The sequence below is a fragment of the Heyndrickxia sporothermodurans genome (assembly GCF_003055045.1).
In the GTDB taxonomy this organism is placed as follows: domain Bacteria; phylum Bacillota; class Bacilli; order Bacillales; family Bacillaceae_C; genus Heyndrickxia; species Heyndrickxia sporothermodurans.
In genome coordinates this window covers 16,956-34,922 of the sequence record NZ_NAZB01000011.1, presented here as the reverse complement: position 1 = coordinate 34,922, position 17,967 = coordinate 16,956, and the positions used below count along the sequence as shown (strand labels likewise).

The 17,967-nt window shown below is 35.7% G+C and carries 18 protein-coding genes and 1 riboswitch; of the genes, 16 read left to right on the top strand and 2 right to left on the bottom strand.

The window, feature by feature from the left end; translation table 11 throughout:
* Window positions 1-11 precede the first annotated feature (11 nt).
* The 15 genes from B5V89_RS04010 (at window position 12) to B5V89_RS20020 (ending at window position 16,004) form a co-directional block, all read left to right on the top strand.
* The gene (locus B5V89_RS04010; protein WP_108070592.1) at window positions 12-902 is read left to right on the top strand and encodes a helix-turn-helix domain-containing protein; all 891 of its coding nucleotides are present in this window, start codon (window positions 12-14) and stop codon (window positions 900-902) included.
* 110 nt (window positions 903-1,012) lie between these two features.
* The gene (pgsA, locus tag B5V89_RS04005) at window positions 1,013-1,594 is read left to right on the top strand and encodes a CDP-diacylglycerol--glycerol-3-phosphate 3-phosphatidyltransferase (RefSeq protein ID WP_066233255.1); all 582 of its coding nucleotides are present in this window, start codon (window positions 1,013-1,015) and stop codon (window positions 1,592-1,594) included.
* A 29-nt stretch (window positions 1,595-1,623) separates the two neighbouring features.
* The gene (locus B5V89_RS04000; protein WP_066233258.1) at window positions 1,624-2,862 is read left to right on the top strand and encodes a competence/damage-inducible protein A; all 1,239 of its coding nucleotides are present in this window, start codon (window positions 1,624-1,626) and stop codon (window positions 2,860-2,862) included.
* A gap of 244 nt (window positions 2,863-3,106) precedes the next feature.
* Window positions 3,107-4,141 (top strand): recombinase RecA, encoded by a 1,035-nt coding sequence (gene recA / locus B5V89_RS03995; RefSeq protein WP_066233261.1) that lies wholly within the window; start codon window positions 3,107-3,109, stop codon window positions 4,139-4,141.
* 283 nt (window positions 4,142-4,424) lie between these two features.
* Window positions 4,425-5,984, top strand: coding sequence for a ribonuclease Y (gene rny / locus B5V89_RS03990; protein ID WP_066233264.1), 1,560 nt, complete (start codon window positions 4,425-4,427; stop codon window positions 5,982-5,984).
* Window positions 5,985-6,112: 128 nt separating this feature from the next.
* On the top strand, window positions 6,113-6,913 hold the full coding sequence (locus tag B5V89_RS03985; protein ID WP_108070590.1) for a TIGR00282 family metallophosphoesterase: 801 nt from the start codon (window positions 6,113-6,115) through the stop codon (window positions 6,911-6,913).
* 146 nt (window positions 6,914-7,059) lie between these two features.
* Window positions 7,060-7,320 (top strand): stage V sporulation protein SpoVS, encoded by a 261-nt coding sequence (spoVS, locus tag B5V89_RS03980; protein WP_058002725.1) that lies wholly within the window; start codon window positions 7,060-7,062, stop codon window positions 7,318-7,320.
* A gap of 212 nt (window positions 7,321-7,532) precedes the next feature.
* Complete coding sequence (miaB, locus tag B5V89_RS03975; RefSeq protein WP_108070588.1) at window positions 7,533-9,077, top strand: tRNA (N6-isopentenyl adenosine(37)-C2)-methylthiotransferase MiaB; 1,545 nt, start codon at window positions 7,533-7,535, stop codon at window positions 9,075-9,077.
* 3 nt (window positions 9,078-9,080) lie between these two features.
* On the top strand, window positions 9,081-9,512 hold the full coding sequence (locus B5V89_RS03970) for a YlbF/YmcA family competence regulator (protein WP_066233275.1): 432 nt from the start codon (window positions 9,081-9,083) through the stop codon (window positions 9,510-9,512).
* A 285-nt stretch (window positions 9,513-9,797) separates the two neighbouring features.
* Window positions 9,798-10,340, top strand: coding sequence for an outer spore coat protein CotE (locus B5V89_RS03965; protein WP_108070586.1), 543 nt, complete (start codon window positions 9,798-9,800; stop codon window positions 10,338-10,340).
* A 163-nt stretch (window positions 10,341-10,503) separates the two neighbouring features.
* Window positions 10,504-10,878 carry a VOC family protein gene (locus B5V89_RS03960; protein WP_108070584.1) on the top strand — a complete coding sequence of 125 codons (375 nt, stop codon included), beginning with the start codon at window positions 10,504-10,506 and terminating at the stop codon, window positions 10,876-10,878.
* A gap of 108 nt (window positions 10,879-10,986) precedes the next feature.
* A complete protein-coding gene (mutS, locus tag B5V89_RS03955; protein ID WP_181294604.1) occupies window positions 10,987-13,560 on the top strand; it encodes a DNA mismatch repair protein MutS in 2,574 nt (857 codons plus the stop codon).
* 13 nt (window positions 13,561-13,573) lie between these two features.
* Entirely contained in the window at window positions 13,574-15,463 is a 1,890-nt protein-coding gene (gene mutL, locus B5V89_RS03950; protein ID WP_108070580.1) for a DNA mismatch repair endonuclease MutL, read from the top strand.
* Window positions 15,464-15,604: 141 nt separating this feature from the next.
* Window positions 15,605-15,787 (top strand): hypothetical protein, encoded by a 183-nt coding sequence (locus B5V89_RS03945; RefSeq protein ID WP_066233290.1) that lies wholly within the window; start codon window positions 15,605-15,607, stop codon window positions 15,785-15,787.
* Window positions 15,788-15,845: 58 nt separating this feature from the next.
* Window positions 15,846-16,004, top strand: coding sequence for a hypothetical protein (locus tag B5V89_RS20020; RefSeq protein ID WP_181294603.1), 159 nt, complete (start codon window positions 15,846-15,848; stop codon window positions 16,002-16,004).
* Window positions 16,005-16,049: 45 nt separating this feature from the next.
* On the opposite strand, the gene B5V89_RS03940 is transcribed toward B5V89_RS20020, so the two are convergent.
* Both B5V89_RS03940 and B5V89_RS03935 read right to left on the bottom strand, forming a co-directional pair.
* Window positions 16,050-16,364: a DMT family transporter gene (locus B5V89_RS03940; RefSeq protein WP_108070578.1), complete on the bottom strand. Its 315-nt coding sequence runs from the start codon at window positions 16,362-16,364 to the stop codon at window positions 16,050-16,052.
* The gene (locus B5V89_RS03935; RefSeq protein ID WP_108070576.1) at window positions 16,364-16,705 is read right to left on the bottom strand and encodes a DMT family transporter; all 342 of its coding nucleotides are present in this window, start codon (window positions 16,703-16,705) and stop codon (window positions 16,364-16,366) included. The genes B5V89_RS03940 and B5V89_RS03935 overlap by 1 nt, the downstream gene beginning before the upstream one ends.
* Before the next feature lie 63 nt (window positions 16,706-16,768).
* Window positions 16,769-16,869: riboswitch (guanidine-I (ykkC/yxkD leader) on the bottom strand.
* 123 nt (window positions 16,870-16,992) lie between these two features.
* Here B5V89_RS03935 and B5V89_RS03930 point away from each other — a divergent pair.
* Window positions 16,993-17,880, top strand: a complete 888-nt coding sequence (locus B5V89_RS03930) for a YitT family protein (protein ID WP_108070575.1) — start codon at window positions 16,993-16,995, stop codon at window positions 17,878-17,880.
* The last annotated feature ends 87 nt before the right edge of the window (window positions 17,881-17,967 follow it).

Below are 17,967 nucleotides of genomic sequence, written 5' to 3'. Positions count from 1 at the left end.
GGTGTTAATGCGTGACAGAATTAGGAAGTCGCCTGAAAGAAGCTAGGCAAGCAAAAGGTTTAAGTTTAGATGATTTACAAGAAATGACAAAAATTCAGAAGCGTTATTTAAAAGGTATTGAAGAAGGAAATTATGATATGATGCCTGGTAAGTTTTATGTCCGGGCGTTCATTAAACAATACGCAGAAGCTGTCGGACTTGAAACAGAACAAGTTTTTGATGAGTATAAAAATGAAGTTCCGGAAGTATATCACGAAGAATTGCCGGAACAAATTTCTCGTGTTCAATCGAGAAAAACCGTTCCTGTAAGTTCTTCGAAAATTCTAGATATATTTCCGAAAATATTAGTAGCTGTGTTTATAATTGCTGCAATATTTCTTATCTGGTTTTTATATACAAAATATTCGGGATCAAACAATAATGAAAAACTCGGAGGAACAAAAGAAACTCCGATCGAGTCTACTGAGGTTAAGCAAAGCAATAAGCCTGCAGAAAAGACTAACAAACAAAATAATAATAAAGATAATAACAGTGTAGAAAAAACACAAGATAAAAAAAATAAAACGGTTGAAGAACCAAAACAAAAATTAAAAGTTGTTAATACTAGCGGGAAATATTCCACATATCAATTAGTAAACACTGATAAATTTGAAGTTAAGTTATCATCCACTGGTGAAGCATGGATTGGTGTTTCAAATGACTCAGGTCATTCATATTTCAATGGAATTTTGAAAGATGGACAAAGCCAAATAATTGATTTAACTAAAGAAAAACAAGTAACCTTTAATATTGGAAAAACTCCTGAAACAGAGATTTATATTAATGGTGAAAAATTTGATTATCCAAATGATAACTATACACAAAAAATAACAATTCAATTTGAACCATCAAAAACTGAATAGTCATCAATTGATGGCTATTTTTCTTGCAAATGATCAATTTGTTAAGGGATAATATCTAAATAAGAAAAGCTTTTCCTAATGGATAAGTATAGACAACGGAGGAAAGATTTGTGAACTTACCAAATAGAATCACTGTATTACGAGTTTGTTTAATACCTATTTTTGTTATTATTATGGTTGCCCCATTAAATTGGGGAAATATTGAGCTAATCAACGCTGAAATGCCTGTTACCCATTTTGTTGCTGCGCTAATTTTTATCGTTGCATCTGTAACTGACTTTATTGATGGTCATTATGCAAGAAAACATAACTTAGTAACGAATTTAGGAAAGTTTTTAGACCCATTAGCGGACAAATTACTTGTTTCGGCAGCTTTTATTATTTTAGTCGAACTTGGTATTGCACCGTCCTGGATTATTATTATAATTATCAGTCGTGAATTCGCTGTAACCGGATTAAGAGCTATTTTAGCAGCAAGTGAGGGAGAAGTTGTAGCGGCAGCAATGCCAGGGAAAATAAAAATGTGGACTCAAACTATTGCTATTGCTTTAATGCTTCTACATAATTTTCCTTTTGGTGAAGGCGGATTTCCGTTAGCGAATATTGCCCTATGGATTTCATTATTTTTCACCATTTGGTCTGGGTGGGATTATTTATATAAAAATCGTCATATCTTTGTTAATTCAAAATAAACGTAATTTTAATAGAGAGGAAGACTTTAATGAAGGCAGAAATTATCGCAGTAGGATCAGAGCTCTTACTCGGCCAAATAGTTAATACAAACGCAAAATATATTTCAAAATGCTTAGCTGAAATTGGCGTAAATGTTTTTCACCAAACAGTTGTCGGCGATAATGCGGGTCGCTTAAAGGAGAGTATAGTAATTGCTGAAAAACGAGCGGATTTAATTATTTTTACAGGTGGACTTGGACCTACGAAAGATGATTTAACGAAAGAAACGATTGCAGCCCATATTGGTAAAAAACTCGTAACTGATTTAGAAGCAATGGAATCAATTGAACAATATTTTCAAAGAACAAAACGTGTTATGACAGAGAATAATAAAAAGCAAGCGCTAGTGATAGAAGATGCGAAAGTTTTACCGAATGAGAATGGAATGGCTCCGGGAATGTTTTTAAAAAATGGGCAGCATTTCTATATGCTCCTGCCGGGTCCACCACATGAAATGGAACCTATGTTTATAAACTATGGTAGAAATGCAATTTTAGAGATATTAGATGAACATCAAAAAATAGAATCTAGAGTTCTTCGTTTCTTCGGGATAGGGGAATCGCAGTTGGAGACGGAAATTATAGATATTTTGGATCGTCAAACAAATCCTACAATTGCTCCGTTAGCATCCGAAGGTGAAGTGACCTTGAGAATTACTGCCAAGCATCAATCAAGTAGTGAGGCGTGGAGGTTAATACAACAGACGGAGGAAGAAATTCTTCGTCGAGTTGGTGATTATTTCTATGGGTATGATGATACATCATTGATGCAAGAACTAATTACGCTATTAAATAAAAATAACCAAACGATTGCATGTGCAGAGAGCCTAACTGCTGGCTTATTTCAAGCAAATATCGGGAACTTTTCTGGAGTTAGCTCCATATTAAAAGGTGGAGTCGTTTGTTATACAAATGATGCAAAAATGAAACTAGTGAACGTTAAAAAAGAAACACTCTCCCAATTTGGCGCTGTAAGTAAAGAATGTGCGGCTGAATTAGCTGAAAATATAATGTCAATACTAGATTCTACTATTGGGATCAGTTTTACTGGAGTTGCCGGACCGGATTCATTAGAAGGAAATCCGGCGGGAACTGTATGGATTGGCATTGCCCAAAAGAATAAAACAACCAAAACCTATCTATTAGAACTAGCTAGTTCAAGAAATAGTAACCGTTTAAGAACGGTGAAATATGGCTGTCATTATTTAATTAATGAACTTACATCTTAAGAATGGCTTTGCCATTCTTTTGTTTGTTTTTTTCCTATTATTTCATTGTTAGCACCCATTTCAAGTAACTTTTTAATTTTCCTTAGGAGAAAATTTGAAAACCACCCATTTTTATTGATTAAAATAGACGAATAAATGTTCGACTTTTTACTTGGCAAACTAGTAAAAAACAGTTATAGTTAAAGAAAGTAGATTTGCATAAACAAATCCGTTTAAATTGTGCAAAGATAAGGGAGGAAATATAGTGAGTGATCGTCAAGCAGCCCTAGAAATGGCTTTAAAACAAATAGAGAAACAATTCGGAAAAGGTTCCGTTATGAAACTTGGAGAACAAACAGATAGAAGAATTTCAACAGTTCCTAGTGGTTCACTTGCACTTGATGTTGCATTAGGTGTGGGTGGATATCCAAGAGGCCGCGTAATTGAAATATACGGCCCTGAAAGTTCAGGTAAAACAACAGTAGCTCTGCATGCAATAGCCGAAGTACAAGCAAAGGGCGGTCAAGCAGCTTTTATCGATGCTGAACATGCACTTGATCCTGTATACGCCCAAAAATTAGGCGTAAATATTGATGAATTGCTTTTGTCCCAACCTGATACTGGTGAGCAAGCTCTTGAAATTGCTGAAGCTCTTGTACGAAGTGGTGCAATTGATATTATCGTTATTGATTCAGTTGCTGCACTTGTACCTAAAGCTGAAATCGAAGGGGAAATGGGAGATTCACATGTCGGTTTACAAGCGCGTCTGATGTCCCAAGCATTGCGTAAGCTTTCAGGTGCTATCAATAAATCAAAAACAATTGCGATTTTCATCAACCAAATTAGGGAAAAAGTAGGCGTTATGTTCGGTAATCCTGAAACAACACCAGGAGGACGTGCATTGAAGTTCTATTCTTCCGTACGTCTTGAAGTACGTCGTGCCGAACAATTAAAGCAAGGCAATGACATTGTCGGTAATAAAACAAAAGTAAAAGTAGTAAAAAACAAGGTTGCACCGCCTTTCCGTGTAGCTGAAGTAGATATTATGTATGGTGAAGGGATATCTAGAGAAGGTGAAATTATTGATATGGCTTCTGAACTTGATATTGTTCAGAAGAGCGGATCATGGTATTCATATAATGATGAGCGATTAGGTCAAGGTCGTGAAAATGCGAAGCTTTTCCTAAAAGAAAATCCGGCAATTCGCGATGAAGTTATGTATAAAATCCGTGATCATTATGGTTTAGATGATGAAAAAGTAGCTCCAATAGAAGAAGAACAAGAAGAGCTAGATTTATAAGGTATAATGAATGCAAAGTCGTTAAATGAGACTTTGCATTTTTTTACGCTTATTGAATAATCGCATTTTTCGTTAAAATCTCACGTTTTTTTACATATAATGTTAATAAACAAGGATAAGCCCTTGACAATAAAATGACACAACTATAAAATTAGTATGTATAATTTTATTTTTTTAAAATTGATTTTGAAGCCCTAGCGCTGTATATTGAAACCTATGTAACAATGTAGCAGCCGACATGTTTGAGACATGATAAAAGTTCATAGCAAGAGGAGGTGAAATGATGGAACCAATTAATGTAATCATCTCCATTTTGCTTGGCCTCGTCGGTGTAGTTGTTGGTTATCTTTTACGCAAATCCATTGCTGAAGCAAAAATAGCAGGAGCAAAAAATGCAGCTGAACAAATTGTTGAGGATGCAAAGCGAGAGGCGGAAGCCTTGAAGAAAGAAGCCCTGTTAGAAGCGAAGGATGAAAATCATAAACTTCGTACTGATATTGAAAGTGAACTTCGTGAACGAAGAAATGAATTGCAAAAACAAGAAAATCGATTATTGCAAAAGGAGGAGAACCTCGACCGCAAAGATGAATCTTTAGATAAGCGTGAAGCAACGCTTGAAAAGAAAGAGGACTCTCTTAATCAAAGACAACAACATATAGAAGCGATGGAAAGCAAAGTGGATGAGATGGTACAGAAACAAAAATCTGAACTAGAACGTATCTCCAGCCTTACCCGTGATGAAGCAAAATCGATTATTATCAAAAAGGTAGAGAATGAGCTTTCACATGATTTAGGAATGATGATTAAAGAAAGTGAAAATCGTGCGAAAGAAGAAGCGGATAAAAAGGCGAAAAATATCCTTTCACTTGCCATTCAACGATGTGCTGCGGAACATGTTGCAGAAACAACAGTATCTGTAGTGAATCTGCCGAATGATGAAATGAAAGGACGAATAATCGGTCGTGAAGGACGGAATATTCGAACGCTTGAAACGTTGACTGGTATTGACCTTATAATAGATGACACTCCTGAAGCGGTTATCCTTTCAGGTTTTGACCCTATTCGTAGAGAAACAGCACGTATCGCATTGGAGAAACTAGTTCAAGATGGCCGCATCCATCCAGCACGAATAGAGGAAATGGTGGATAAAGCTAGACGAGAAGTAGACGAACATATCCGAGAAATCGGTGAGCAGACTACTTTTGAAGTCGATGTACATGGTCTCCATCCAGATCTAATCAAAATTTTAGGTCGTATGAAATTCCGTACAAGTTACGGACAAAATGTATTAAAACATTCTATTGAAGTCGCTCATTTATCAGGACTTTTAGCGGCTGAATTAGGGGAAGATGAAAGACTTGCGCGTCGTGCAGGACTTCTTCATGATATTGGAAAAGCCGTTGACCATGAAGTTGAAGGAAGTCATGTGGAAATTGGTGTTGAGCTAGCAACAAAGTACAAAGAACATCCAGTAGTTATTAACAGCATAGCTTCTCACCATGGTGATACTGAACCTACTTCCATTATTTCTGTATTAGTTGCCGCTGCAGATGCATTATCGGCAGCAAGACCTGGAGCTCGTAGTGAAACATTAGAGAATTATATTCGACGACTTGAAAAGCTAGAAGAAATATCGGAATCATATGATGGTGTTGACAAATCATTTGCGATACAAGCAGGACGAGAAGTTCGAATCATGGTAAAACCGGAACAAATCAATGACCTTGAAGCACATCGCTTAGCTCGTGATATACGAAAGCGAATTGAAGGGGAATTAGATTATCCTGGACATATAAAGGTAACAGTTATTCGTGAAACAAGGGCTGTTGAATATGCAAAATAAAGTGGTGTACATTACACCGCTTTATTTTATTTTCGGATTTGTTATAAATGAAAAGTTCGTGCAATAATAGTATAAGTACATAATTTTTACATTTAAGATTTATCCAAGAGTAGAGAGGTAACACATATATGAAAATATTATTTGTAGGGGATGTAGTTGGATCCCCTGGACGAGAAATGATTTCTGAATACTTGCCTAAATTAAAATCAAAATATCGTCCTGAATTAACGATTATCAATGGTGAAAACGCTGCTGGAGGCAGGGGAATTACCGAAAAAATTTATCGGCAATTTTTAAACGATGGGGCAGATATGGTTACTTTAGGTAACCATTCATGGGACAATAAAGACATATTTGAATTTATTGACAAAGCTAAAAACTTGGTAAGACCGGGTAATTTTCCAGAAGGGACTCCCGGAACAGGATTATCTTTTATAAAAGTTAATGGAATTGAAGCGGCGGTTATTAGTTTGCAAGGGCGTACATTTCTCCCGGCAATTGATTGTCCTTTTCACAAGGCCGAAGAGCTGATTAAAAAAGCAAAAATGAAAACCAATATTATTTTTGTTGATTTTCATGCAGAGGCAACAAGTGAAAAGCAGGCAATGGGCTGGTTTTTAGATGGTAAAGTTTCCGCAGTAGTTGGTACGCATACACATGTACAAACTGCAGATAATCGGGTATTACCGAATGGAACAGCATATTTAACTGATGTAGGAATGACAGGTCCTTATGATGGGATCTTAGGTATGGAACGTGGAGCTGTTATAAAGAAATTTATAACGAGTCTTCCTGTAAGATTTGAAGTGCCAAAAGATGGTAGAAAGCAGCTTAGTGCCTGTCTAATTGACTTGGATAAGAAGACTGGTAAAGCCAATAAAATAGAAACAATTCTTATTAATGACGACCATTTATTTATATCGGAGTAAATTATTTTCATGAAAACATCCTCTTTTTTCGAACAAGCCGGAATAGAATTGATTTTGTGTGAATATAGTAGCAATGGAATGATTATACCAGGATTGTTCACACAAATTGGACATTCGGTATTGGGAAAATACAAGGAGGAGAAGAAATGGAAATATTAAAAGTTTCAGCAAAGTCTAATCCTAATTCTGTAGCAGGTGCACTTGCCGGTGTTCTTCGTGAAAGAGGTGGGGCGGAAATCCAAGCAATTGGTGCGGGGGCATTAAATCAAGCCGTAAAAGCTGTTGCTATTGCAAGAGGTTTTGTTGCACCTAGTGGTGTTGATTTAATATGTATTCCGGCTTTTACAGATATTTTAATTGAAGGGGAAGAAAGGACGGCGATTAAGTTAATCGTCGAACCAAGATAACACAAACATAAACTATTCAAGGGGCCTAGTATTTACTAAGCTCCTTTTATTTTTTCTATTATTTGACCTTTTTTCGACAAAAACCAAGTAGTATTGTGTTCATTTGCAAAAGCCTTTATACTAGAATAATGTGTATATTAGTAATTATAATGAAATGTGAAGAAAATTTTTTCATTATACAATAGAATCAACCGATAAGAAAGGGGATTTCCATGAACGAGAAGCAACGACTAGAGGGACAACAAGTAAACACTACGAATCCTGCGGACAAAAAATCCGAAAAGGATTATAGCAAGTATTTTCAATCTGTTTATATCCCGCCAAATCTTAAAGAGGCAAAAAGACGCGGGAAAGAAGAAGTTAAATATCATAAAGACTTTAATATTTCAGAAGAATTTAAAGGGATGGGTAACGGACGAAAATTTTATATCCGTACATACGGATGTCAAATGAATGAACATGATACAGAAGTAATGGCTGGAATTTTCATGCAATTAGGCTATGAGCCTACTGATTCTGTAGATGACGCAAATGTAATTCTCCTCAATACTTGCGCCATTCGTGAAAATGCAGAAAACAAAGTATTTGGTGAAATTGGACATTTAAAGCCATTGAAGTTGGAACGACCGGATTTACTAGTCGGTGTTTGTGGTTGCATGTCCCAAGAAGAATCAGTAGTTAATAAGATTCTTGAAAAACATCAACATGTCGATATGATTTTTGGGACTCATAATATTCACCGTTTGCCACAAATTTTGAAAGAAGCATATATGTCAAAAGCTATGGTTGTTGAAGTATGGTCCAAAGAAGGGGATGTAATTGAAAACCTTCCAAAAGTACGTAAAGGAAATATTAAAGCTTGGGTCAATATAATGTACGGATGTGATAAATTCTGTACGTACTGTATCGTTCCATATACACGAGGAAAAGAACGTAGTAGACGTCCTGAAGATATCATTCAAGAGGTACGCCATTTAGCTGCACAGGGCTATCAAGAAGTTACCCTTCTAGGACAAAACGTAAATGCTTACGGGAAAGATTTAGAAGGCATGAATTATGGTCTTGGAGATTTAATGGATGAATTACGAAAAATAGATATTCCACGAATTCGTTTTACTACTAGTCATCCGCGTGATTTTGATGACCGTTTAATTGAAGTGTTAGCAAAAAAAGGGAATTTAGTAGAACATATTCATTTACCAGTTCAATCAGGTTCGAGTGATGTATTAAAAATCATGGCTCGTAAATATACACGTGAACGCTACTTAGAACTTGTTGAAAAAATTAAAGAAGCGATCCCTGATGTAGCATTATCGACTGATATTATCGTTGGTTTCCCAAATGAAACAGAAGAACAGTTTGAAGAAACACTTTCATTGTATCGTGAAGTTGGGTTTGAAATGGCTTATACATTTATTTATTCACCACGTGAAGGTACCCCAGCTGCAAGAATGAAAGATAATGTACCGATGGAAGTGAAAAAAGAAAGACTGCAACGATTAAACGATTTAGTGAATCAATTATCGAAAGAAGCTCTAGAAAAGTATAAAGGACAAATCGTCGAAGTGTTAGTTGAAGGTGAAAGTAAAAACAATCCCGATGTATTAGCCGGATATACTCGAAAAAATAAACTTGTAAACTTCATTGGACCTAAATCAGCGATTGGCCAACTAGTTAAAGTAAAAATTACGGATGCTAAAACATGGTCATTGAATGGTGAAATGGTTGAACAAATAGAAGCGGTAGAGGTGAAATAATTGATGAAACGTTATACGAAAGATGAAATTGTTGAACGCGCAACAGAAGTAGCAAAGATGATCTCGGAAACAGAAGAAGTTGACTTTTTTAAACGTGCTGAAGCACAAATCAATGAAAATCAAAAAGTTCGTGAAATGATTGCAAGCATTAAGAGTTTACAAAAGCAAGCGGTAAACTTTCAGCATTATGGAAAAACAGAAGCATTAAAAATGGTAGAGGAAAAAATCGAGAAAATTGAAGAAGAGTTGGATGAAATTCCTATTGTGCAGGAATTTAAACAATCACAAGCTGATGTAAATGATTTATTACAAATTGTTGCTGCAACTATTTCAAGTACCGTAACAGACGAAATTATTACTTCTACTGGAGGTGACCTGCTAGCAGGTGAAACAGGCTCTAAAGTGAGAAACAGTACAGCAGGTAGATGTGATTAATATAGATAAGCCATCAAGTTGATGGCTTATTTTTTTTTCTATAAAACAAAAAAAGAATTAATGTACGTTAAAAACCTAGCGCCTAGAACACAACCATCCTGTTTACATATAATGAAATAACCCATAAACTTTTTAGTAATTTTACTTAGCAGAGATCTTCTAAACTAGTTGTTCACAATAAATGTACAGCAATTAGTCAGACCTAGGGAATCAAGAAATTATTCGCACAATAGACGATTGCCATGCATAGGATGAAATGAAAATAAATGAGGAGGTTTCGCTCGAATGGCAGAATATAGAGAAATAATAACTAAAGCAGTCGTTGCGAAAGGACGTAAATTTACACAGTCCAATCATACGATCTGTCCACCGCATCATCCATCGAGCATATTAGGTGGCTGGATTATAAACCATAAGTATGAAGCCAAAAAAGTTGATAAAAAGGTAGAAATAAATGGCTCATACGATATAAATGTCTGGTATTCTCATAGTGACAATACGAAAACATCTGTTGTCACAGAAAAAGTGGAATACTGTGATATTGTTAAATTGAATTATCGTGACCCGGATTGCCTTGACGATAAGGAAGTTGTTGCAAGAGTACTGCAGCAACCTAATTGTATCGAAGCAGTAATATCACCAAATGGCAATAAAGTGATTGTCAACAGTGAAAGAGAATTCCTTGTTGAAGTAATTGGGGAAACAAAAATATGTGTAGCTATTGATCCAGAGGGCCGTGACTGTGATGATGAGGATTGGGAAGATGAACTAGATGAAGAATTTGAAGAACTAAATCCAGACTTTTTAGTAGGTTCGGAAGAGGAATAAGCACGCATAATATTGAAATTAGGGCTAGGAGAAACTCTCCTAGTTTTTCTTTTTGTATGAAATTATTAAATTCTTATGACTTCCCATAAGTTTTCTGTAAGTGCATTCCTTCTGCAATAGAATTATGATATATGTAAATATATCGTAAAGGGGAGTAATATTGATGAAATTTCTTTTTAATGGTATTGATCATGTACAATTAGCTGCTCCAAAAGGTTGTGAAGAGAAAGCCAGATTTTTTTATGGTACGATCCTTGGATTACCTGAAATTAAGAAGCCGGAAATTTTAAAAGGACGTGGGGGCTGCTGGTTTCAATGCGGAAATCAAGAACTGCACATTGGAGTTGAAGAGGATTTTAGAGAAGCGAAGAAAGCTCATCCGGGATTAATTGTGACAAATCTTGAGGAACTAAAAAGGATTTTACTTGCTTATCAAATTGATATTAAAGAAGAGCCAGCCATTGAAGGTAGGTCACGTATTCATGTAAGCGATCCATTTGGAAATCGTCTTGAATTTTTGGAGTTTACTCAAGAATAAAGGTATCACTATTTGTTTCCAAATGTTGTTTTCAATAAAGAAAATAAATAGATTATGATATAATAGGAGAATCAAATAGTAAGTTGTACGGAAAGGATTATGTAGATTATGGGTCAATATACTCCGATGATTCAACAATATTTACAAGTAAAGGCAGATTATAAAGATGCCTTTTTATTTTTTCGCTTAGGTGATTTTTATGAAATGTTTTTTGAAGACGCGTTAAAGGCTTCTCAAGAGCTTGAGATTACATTAACGAGTCGTGATGGCGGTGGCAGCGAGCGAATCCCAATGTGTGGGATTCCCTATCATGCTGCTGCAAATTATATCGACATATTGATTGAAAAAGGTTATAAGGTAGCTATTTGTGAGCAGGTAGAAGATCCTAAACAATCGAAGGGAGTAGTAAAAAGAGAAGTTGTCCAGCTTATTACTCCCGGAACGAAAATGGAAGGTAAAGGTCTTAGAGAAAAGGAAAATAATTATATAGCAGCCATTTCAACTTTCGAAGATGGATACGGAATCGCTTATACAGATCTCTCGACCGGAGAGAATAGTGTAACGATAATTGAGAATCACTTTGACCTTGTATTAAATGAACTGTCAATTATTGGTGCGAAAGAGGTAGTTGTACAATCACAATTTAATGATCATTTACAAAAAATGTTACAAGAACGTTTGAATGCGACAATTTCCATAGAAGACGATATTTCCGAGAAACCGGATTATCGAAAACTACTAGCGACTATTAGCGAGCATTCAATGAGAATATCCATTATTCGCCTATTTAATTATTTGTATCGTACTCAAAAAAGAAACTTAGATCACTTACAACCTGTAGCGATTGTAGAAATCAATCAATTTATGAAAATAGATTATTATTCAAAACGTAATCTTGAAATTACAGAGACCATTCGTTCGAAAGGAAAAAAGGGTTCTTTACTTTGGTTATTAGATGAAACAATGACCGCAATGGGAGGGCGTCTAATAAAACACTGGCTTGACCGACCATTAATTAATCAAAAGGAAATTGAACAAAGACAACTGGTTGTCGAAACATTTATCGAGCACTTTTTTGAAAGGCAAGATATTAGAGAAAAATTAAAGGAAGTATATGATTTAGAACGATTGGCTGGCCGCGTAGCTTTTGGAAATGTGAATGCTCGTGATTTAATCCAATTAAAAAGTTCACTCCAGCAAATACCGATCATTCGACAATTAATAGAGCAGCTAGAATTAGATTTCGTTGAGCAATTAGATCCGTGTGAAGAGTTAGTGGATGTTCTTGAGAGAGCAATAATTGATAACCCCCCACTTTCTATTAAAGAAGGAGGGATCATTCAAGACGGCTATAATGAGGAACTAGATAAGTATCGGGACGCGAGCCGAAACGGCAAAAATTGGCTTGCTCAGCTTGAACAGGAAGAAAGAAATAGAACAGGAATAAAATCGTTAAAAATCGGTTATAACCGTGTATTTGGCTATTTTATTGAAGTAACGAAGTCAAATTTACATTTACTAGAAGAAGGACGGTACGATCGTAAGCAAACATTAGCAAATGCAGAACGGTTTATTACACCTGAACTAAAAGAAAAAGAATCATTGATTTTGCAAGCGGAAGAAAAAAGTGTTGAACTTGAATACGATTTATTCCTGCAAATCCGTGAAGTGGTAAAAGAGTACATTCCAAGGCTACAGAACCTCGCGAAAATAGTGAGCGAAATCGATGTATTACAATGTTTTGCGACGATCAGTGAGTCAAGACATTATGTTAAACCTCTATTTAATTTGGAACGGAAAGTAATGATTAAAGAAGGGCGCCATCCTGTTGTCGAGAAAGTAATGAATGCACAAGAATACGTACCAAATGATTGTTACATGGATGCGGAAAGAGAATTACTGTTAATTACGGGACCTAATATGTCAGGGAAAAGTACGTATATGCGACAAATTGCTTTGACATCAATTTTAGCTCAAATCGGTTGTTTTGTTCCGGCTCGTGAGGCGATTTTGCCAATATTTGATCAAGTCTTTACTCGTATTGGTGCGGCCGATGACTTAATTTCCGGACAAAGTACATTTATGGTAGAGATGTTAGAAGCGAAAAACGCGATTGCAAATGCTACAAAAAATAGTCTCATCCTCTTTGATGAAATTGGCCGCGGAACATCTACCTATGATGGAATGGCGCTTGCACAGGCAATCATTGAATATATTCATACGCGAATAGGAGCAAAAACATTATTCTCGACACATTATCATGAATTAACAGTATTGGCCGAAACACTCCCACAACTAAAAAATGTTCACGTTAGCGCGATTGAACAAAATGGAACGGTAGTATTTTTGCATAAAATTAAAGAGGGACCGGCAGATAAAAGTTATGGTATTCATGTTGCGGAACTTGCCGAACTGCCAAAAGAATTGATTGTGCGGGCAAATGAAATTCTTCGTCAATTAGAGAACCAAAATAATAAGCATGAGCAAGTAGCGCCTAAGAAAGAAGAACACTCATTAAAACAGCTTTCCCTTTTTGAAGAGACAGACACGAAAGTAAAAAAAGAGATTACATCAAAAGAAAAGAAAATTGTAGAAGAGCTGAAAGATATTAATCTTTTAGAATTAAATCCGTTACAAGCAATGAATACTTTATATGAATTGCAAAAAAAGTTAAAAGGTTAAGTGGTGAGATCGAGTGGGAAAAATTATTCAATTAGACGATGTATTATCAAATAAAATTGCGGCCGGGGAAGTAGTTGAAAGACCAGCATCAGTTGTTAAGGAGCTTGTGGAAAATGCGATTGATGCAGGTAGTTCCGTTGTTGAAATTGATGTAGAGGAAGCGGGTCTAAATAAAATTCGGATTATTGATAATGGATCAGGAATCGAAGAAGACGATGTATTAATTGCTTTCCAACGTCATGCAACAAGTAAAATAAAAGATGAAAGTGATTTGTTTCGGATAAAAACATTAGGCTTTAGGGGCGAAGCATTACCGAGTATTGCCTCAGTCTCCCATTTGGAAATGATCACCGCTACAGAGGAACATCCAGGGACGAAAGTAGTGATTGATGGGGGGAAAATAACAGTACATGAAAAAGCCCCTAGTCGACGCGGCACAGACATTACGATTTCAGATCTTTTTTATAATACACCGGCTCGATTAAAGTATATGAAAACGATTCATACGGAACTAGGAAATATTACAGACGTTGTGAATCGTTTAGCACTAGCCCATCCTGAAGTATCCATCCGATTACGTCATAATGATCGAACGCTGTTACAAACAAATGGAAATGGTGATGTAAGACAAGTACTGGCTGCTATTTACGGAGTCAATATTGCTAAAAATATGATTCCCATTTCCGTTAGGTCATTAGATTTTAAGATTAATGGCTATATATCTATGCCAGAAATCACAAGAGCTTCTAGAAATTATGTATCGACGATGATCAATGGGCGATTTATAAAAAATTATGCACTTGTCAAGGCGATTCAGGAAGGATATCATACATTATTACCGATCGGACGTTTCCCTATCGTCCTATTAGCAATTGAAATGGATCCTATCCTAGTGGATGTAAATGTTCATCCTGCTAAGTTGGAAGTAAGACTTAGTAAAGAACAAGAATTAAATCATCTTATTTCCGATGCAATTAAAACGGCATTCAAAAAGCGTGAGTTAATTCCAAATGGGATGTCACCTGTTGTTAAACAAACTCCAAAAGCTGAACAAACGTTCATGAATTTGGATCATTTGCCAACAACTGAAAAAGACAATATTGAACAATATAAAAAAAATAATCCATACTCTGTTCCACAAAAGGAAAAGCTTCTTCCACAAGAAGAAATGAAAAAATTATATGAACCCGTCCTAACAGTAGGAAATAACGATCAACAAATGACAAATGATGAGCCGGTTTTTCCGGAAGTAGTTGAGGAAACAAATGGGTGGAATGTATATGACGAAAGTGAACTTAAAGAAATAACTCAAGAGAGTGAAAGGATTCCTCCATTATATCCTATCGGGCAAATGCACGGTACTTATATTTTTGCTCAAAACGATAAAGGTTTATATATCATTGACCAGCATGCAGCACAAGAAAGAATTAAATATGAATACTTTCGTGAAAAGGTCGGTAGAGTTACGAATGAATTGCAGGATTTACTAGTACCTTTGACATTAGAATATTCGACTGATGAATCGATAAAGATACAAGAAAATCTGAATGAACTTGAAAAAGTCGGAGTCTTTCTCGAACCGTTTGGACATAACAGCTTTATTGCACGTTCCCACCCCGTTTGGTTTCCAAAAGGGGAAGAGCAAGAAATTATTGAAGAAATGATCGAACAGCTCCTTTCTATGAAAAAAATAGATATTAAAAAGCTGCGAGAAGAAGCGGCCATTATGATGAGTTGTAAAGGGTCGATAAAGGCTAACCATCATTTGCGAAATGACGAAATTCAAGCATTACTCGATTCATTAAGACAAGCATCCGATCCATTCACATGCCCGCATGGAAGACCGATTATAATCCATTATTCGGTTTATGATATGGAAAAGATGTTTAAAAGGGTTATGTAGGTTTTAAAAAAGGCAAAACACTAGAAATTTTAGTGTTTTGCCTTTTTATTATCAATTGATCACGATGAAGAACGAGACAAGTTATGAATGGATAACATGTAGAAACAGCTGGGGAAAATTAATGGAAAGGGGAATTTGTTTATGCTTGAACTCTGTCTTTATTTATTGTTTGGCGTTATCGTTATGCTTCTCGTCTCAAAGAAGAAAGTATGGTTCAGGATTATCCTCATATTAATTTGGCCCTTTTATTTATTATATAAATTTGTTGAGTTTACAGATGGAATTAAGGAAAGAAATCGAAAAGACAAAGAAAAAAGTAGTTAAATGAATGATGTAAAGATGAATACACATACTAACCCTTGTATTCTAGAAAGGTGATATCATGGGAAAGTGGAACGAGGAAGCAGCACCAAATAATAATTTACCTCCTAACAAATCAATTAATGAAAGCGGGAAACAACAATTTTCCGAGGAACTATCAGATGGTGGGGAGCGCAATAAAGTAATCGAACAATTACAAAAAGACAAGAAGCTGACATAAATGTCAGCTTCTTTTATAGATTCAGGGAGCTAAAAACAATAAGTTTTAGGAAACTAATTTCAACCCAACTGCTGCTGCAACGACTAATGCTATGCAGAAAATCCTTTTCCAATCTTTTTGTTCCCCGTAGAAAATCATCCCTAAAATGGCTCCGCCTGAAGCACCAATTCCGGTCCATATTGCATAAGCTGTACCCATTGGTAAAGTTTGCATTGCAAGTGATAAAAAAAGAAAACTTCCTGCGAAACCGATAAAGAGTAAGAAAAAGGAGAATATATTTCGGTCTTTATGCAATTTGTTAATGAACATTACACCGAACATTTCAAAAATACCGGCAAGAACTAAATAAATCCACGCCATTAACTATTCCCCCTTTCATGATTCGTCTCATTAGAAAAGATTTTTAAACCGATTACACCTACAAGTAGAAGAGCAATTAAAAGAAACTTTGATAGTTTAAAAGGTTCATGGAAAAAAATAATTTCGGCGATAACGGTTCCGGCTGTTCCGAGTCCGACAAAAACCGCATAAACAGTACCTACAGGCAAATGTTTTCCTGCCATAATCATTAAATAAAAACTTAAAATAATGGCAATAATCGTTCCGGACCATGTGATTAAATTATCGGCATGCTTCAGTCCCATAACCCAAATCACTTCAAAAATGGCGCCAATTACAACTTTACTCCAATGTACGTTCATTTGAATTCCTCCTACACAAAAATTGAAAAAAGCAAAATAAAAAAGCCGAAGAGATGAGGTTACATCTCCCAGGCTTTTATCCTTCCGTGACACAGCAAAAAAACTGCGGGCTTTCTCTCGGACCAGACCGTCAAAAAATACGCGGAACCCTAGAAAGCCTTTTCAATATTTAATTATTAATATTATACACTATTCTCTTAATCTGGCAACATTTTTTATGCTAATCTTTTTCCTACAACAAAATCTTTTGCTATAATTTATATATATGATAAAAAGGAGCGAAATGCATGGCATATCAGCAAGTTGAACTAAAACAAGTACATAAACCAATGACTAAATTAAAAATTTTCAAAAGAGCAATTGCTATTTGTATCGGTGCAGTATTAATGGCAGTTGGCTTGGAAATCTTTTTAGTTCCTAATAGTGTCATTGATGGCGGTATAACCGGTATATCGATTATGCTTTCTCACATAACTACCTTGCCACTTGGGATTTTTATCTTCGTATTAAACCTTCCTTTCTTTTTTATTGGAAAAAAACAAATTGGAAAAACTTTTGCGATTTCCACACTCTTCGGGATTATCATCCTATCAATTTTTACAGCGTTATTTCATCCAGTACCGGCTTTTACTGAGAATATATTTTTAGCTACAATCTTTGGCGGAATTGTCGTAGGGGCAGGAGTAGGAATTGTTATTCGTTATGGTGGAGCTTTAGATGGTACAGAAATACTGGCTATATTATTTAATAAGAAATTACCTTTTTCTGTTGGCGAAATTATTATGATTATTAACGTTTTTATTCTTGGTATAGCGGGGTTTGTTTTTTCATGGGACCGCTCCATGTACTCCATAATTGCATACGTCATAGCTACAAAAACAATTGATACTGTAGTCAAAGGGTTTGATGAATCGAAATCGATTTGGATTATTACCGATAAACATAAGGAAGTTGGGGAAGCTATACTTGCTCGATTAGGACGGGGCGTTACGTATTTGAATGGTCAAGGTGCTTACACAGAAGACGAAAAGAAAGTGATTTTTTGTATTATTAACCGTTTAGAGGAAGCTAAGCTAAATGCTATTTTAGAAGAAATTGACGATCGGGCTTTTCTCGCTGTTGGCGATATAGCCGAAGTTCGTGGAGGAAATTTTAAGAAAAAAAATATTCATTAATAGGAAAAAGACGCACCGAAACGGTGCGTCTTTTTAATTTAACAGGAAAATGCATTGTCAAGGAAAAGAGGTAAAGGTTAAACCAAA

What these genes read in the sequence shown, in the direction of transcription:
- B5V89_RS04000 (WP_066233258.1), top strand. Translation starts at nt 1,624, where the DNA reads ATGAAGGCAGAAATTATCGCAGTAGGATCAGAGCTCTTACTCGGCCAA.
- rny (WP_066233264.1), top strand. Translation starts at nt 4,425, where the DNA reads ATGGAACCAATTAATGTAATCATCTCCATTTTGCTTGGCCTCGTCGGT.
- B5V89_RS03985 (WP_108070590.1), top strand. Translation starts at nt 6,113, where the DNA reads ATGAAAATATTATTTGTAGGGGATGTAGTTGGATCCCCTGGACGAGAA.
- spoVS (WP_058002725.1), top strand. Translation starts at nt 7,060, where the DNA reads ATGGAAATATTAAAAGTTTCAGCAAAGTCTAATCCTAATTCTGTAGCA.
- miaB (WP_108070588.1), top strand. Translation starts at nt 7,533, where the DNA reads ATGAACGAGAAGCAACGACTAGAGGGACAACAAGTAAACACTACGAAT.
- B5V89_RS03970 (WP_066233275.1), top strand. Translation starts at nt 9,081, where the DNA reads ATGAAACGTTATACGAAAGATGAAATTGTTGAACGCGCAACAGAAGTA.
- B5V89_RS03965 (WP_108070586.1), top strand. Translation starts at nt 9,798, where the DNA reads ATGGCAGAATATAGAGAAATAATAACTAAAGCAGTCGTTGCGAAAGGA.
- B5V89_RS03960 (WP_108070584.1), top strand. Translation starts at nt 10,504, where the DNA reads ATGAAATTTCTTTTTAATGGTATTGATCATGTACAATTAGCTGCTCCA.
- mutS (WP_181294604.1), top strand. Translation starts at nt 10,987, where the DNA reads ATGGGTCAATATACTCCGATGATTCAACAATATTTACAAGTAAAGGCA.
- B5V89_RS03945 (WP_066233290.1), top strand. Translation starts at nt 15,605, where the DNA reads ATGCTTGAACTCTGTCTTTATTTATTGTTTGGCGTTATCGTTATGCTT.
- B5V89_RS20020 (WP_181294603.1), top strand. Translation starts at nt 15,846, where the DNA reads ATGGGAAAGTGGAACGAGGAAGCAGCACCAAATAATAATTTACCTCCT.
- B5V89_RS03940 (WP_108070578.1), bottom strand. Translation starts at nt 16,364, where the DNA reads ATGGCGTGGATTTATTTAGTTCTTGCCGGTATTTTTGAAATGTTCGGT.
- B5V89_RS03935 (WP_108070576.1), bottom strand. Translation starts at nt 16,705, where the DNA reads ATGAACGTACATTGGAGTAAAGTTGTAATTGGCGCCATTTTTGAAGTG.
- B5V89_RS03930 (WP_108070575.1), top strand. Translation starts at nt 16,993, where the DNA reads ATGGCATATCAGCAAGTTGAACTAAAACAAGTACATAAACCAATGACT.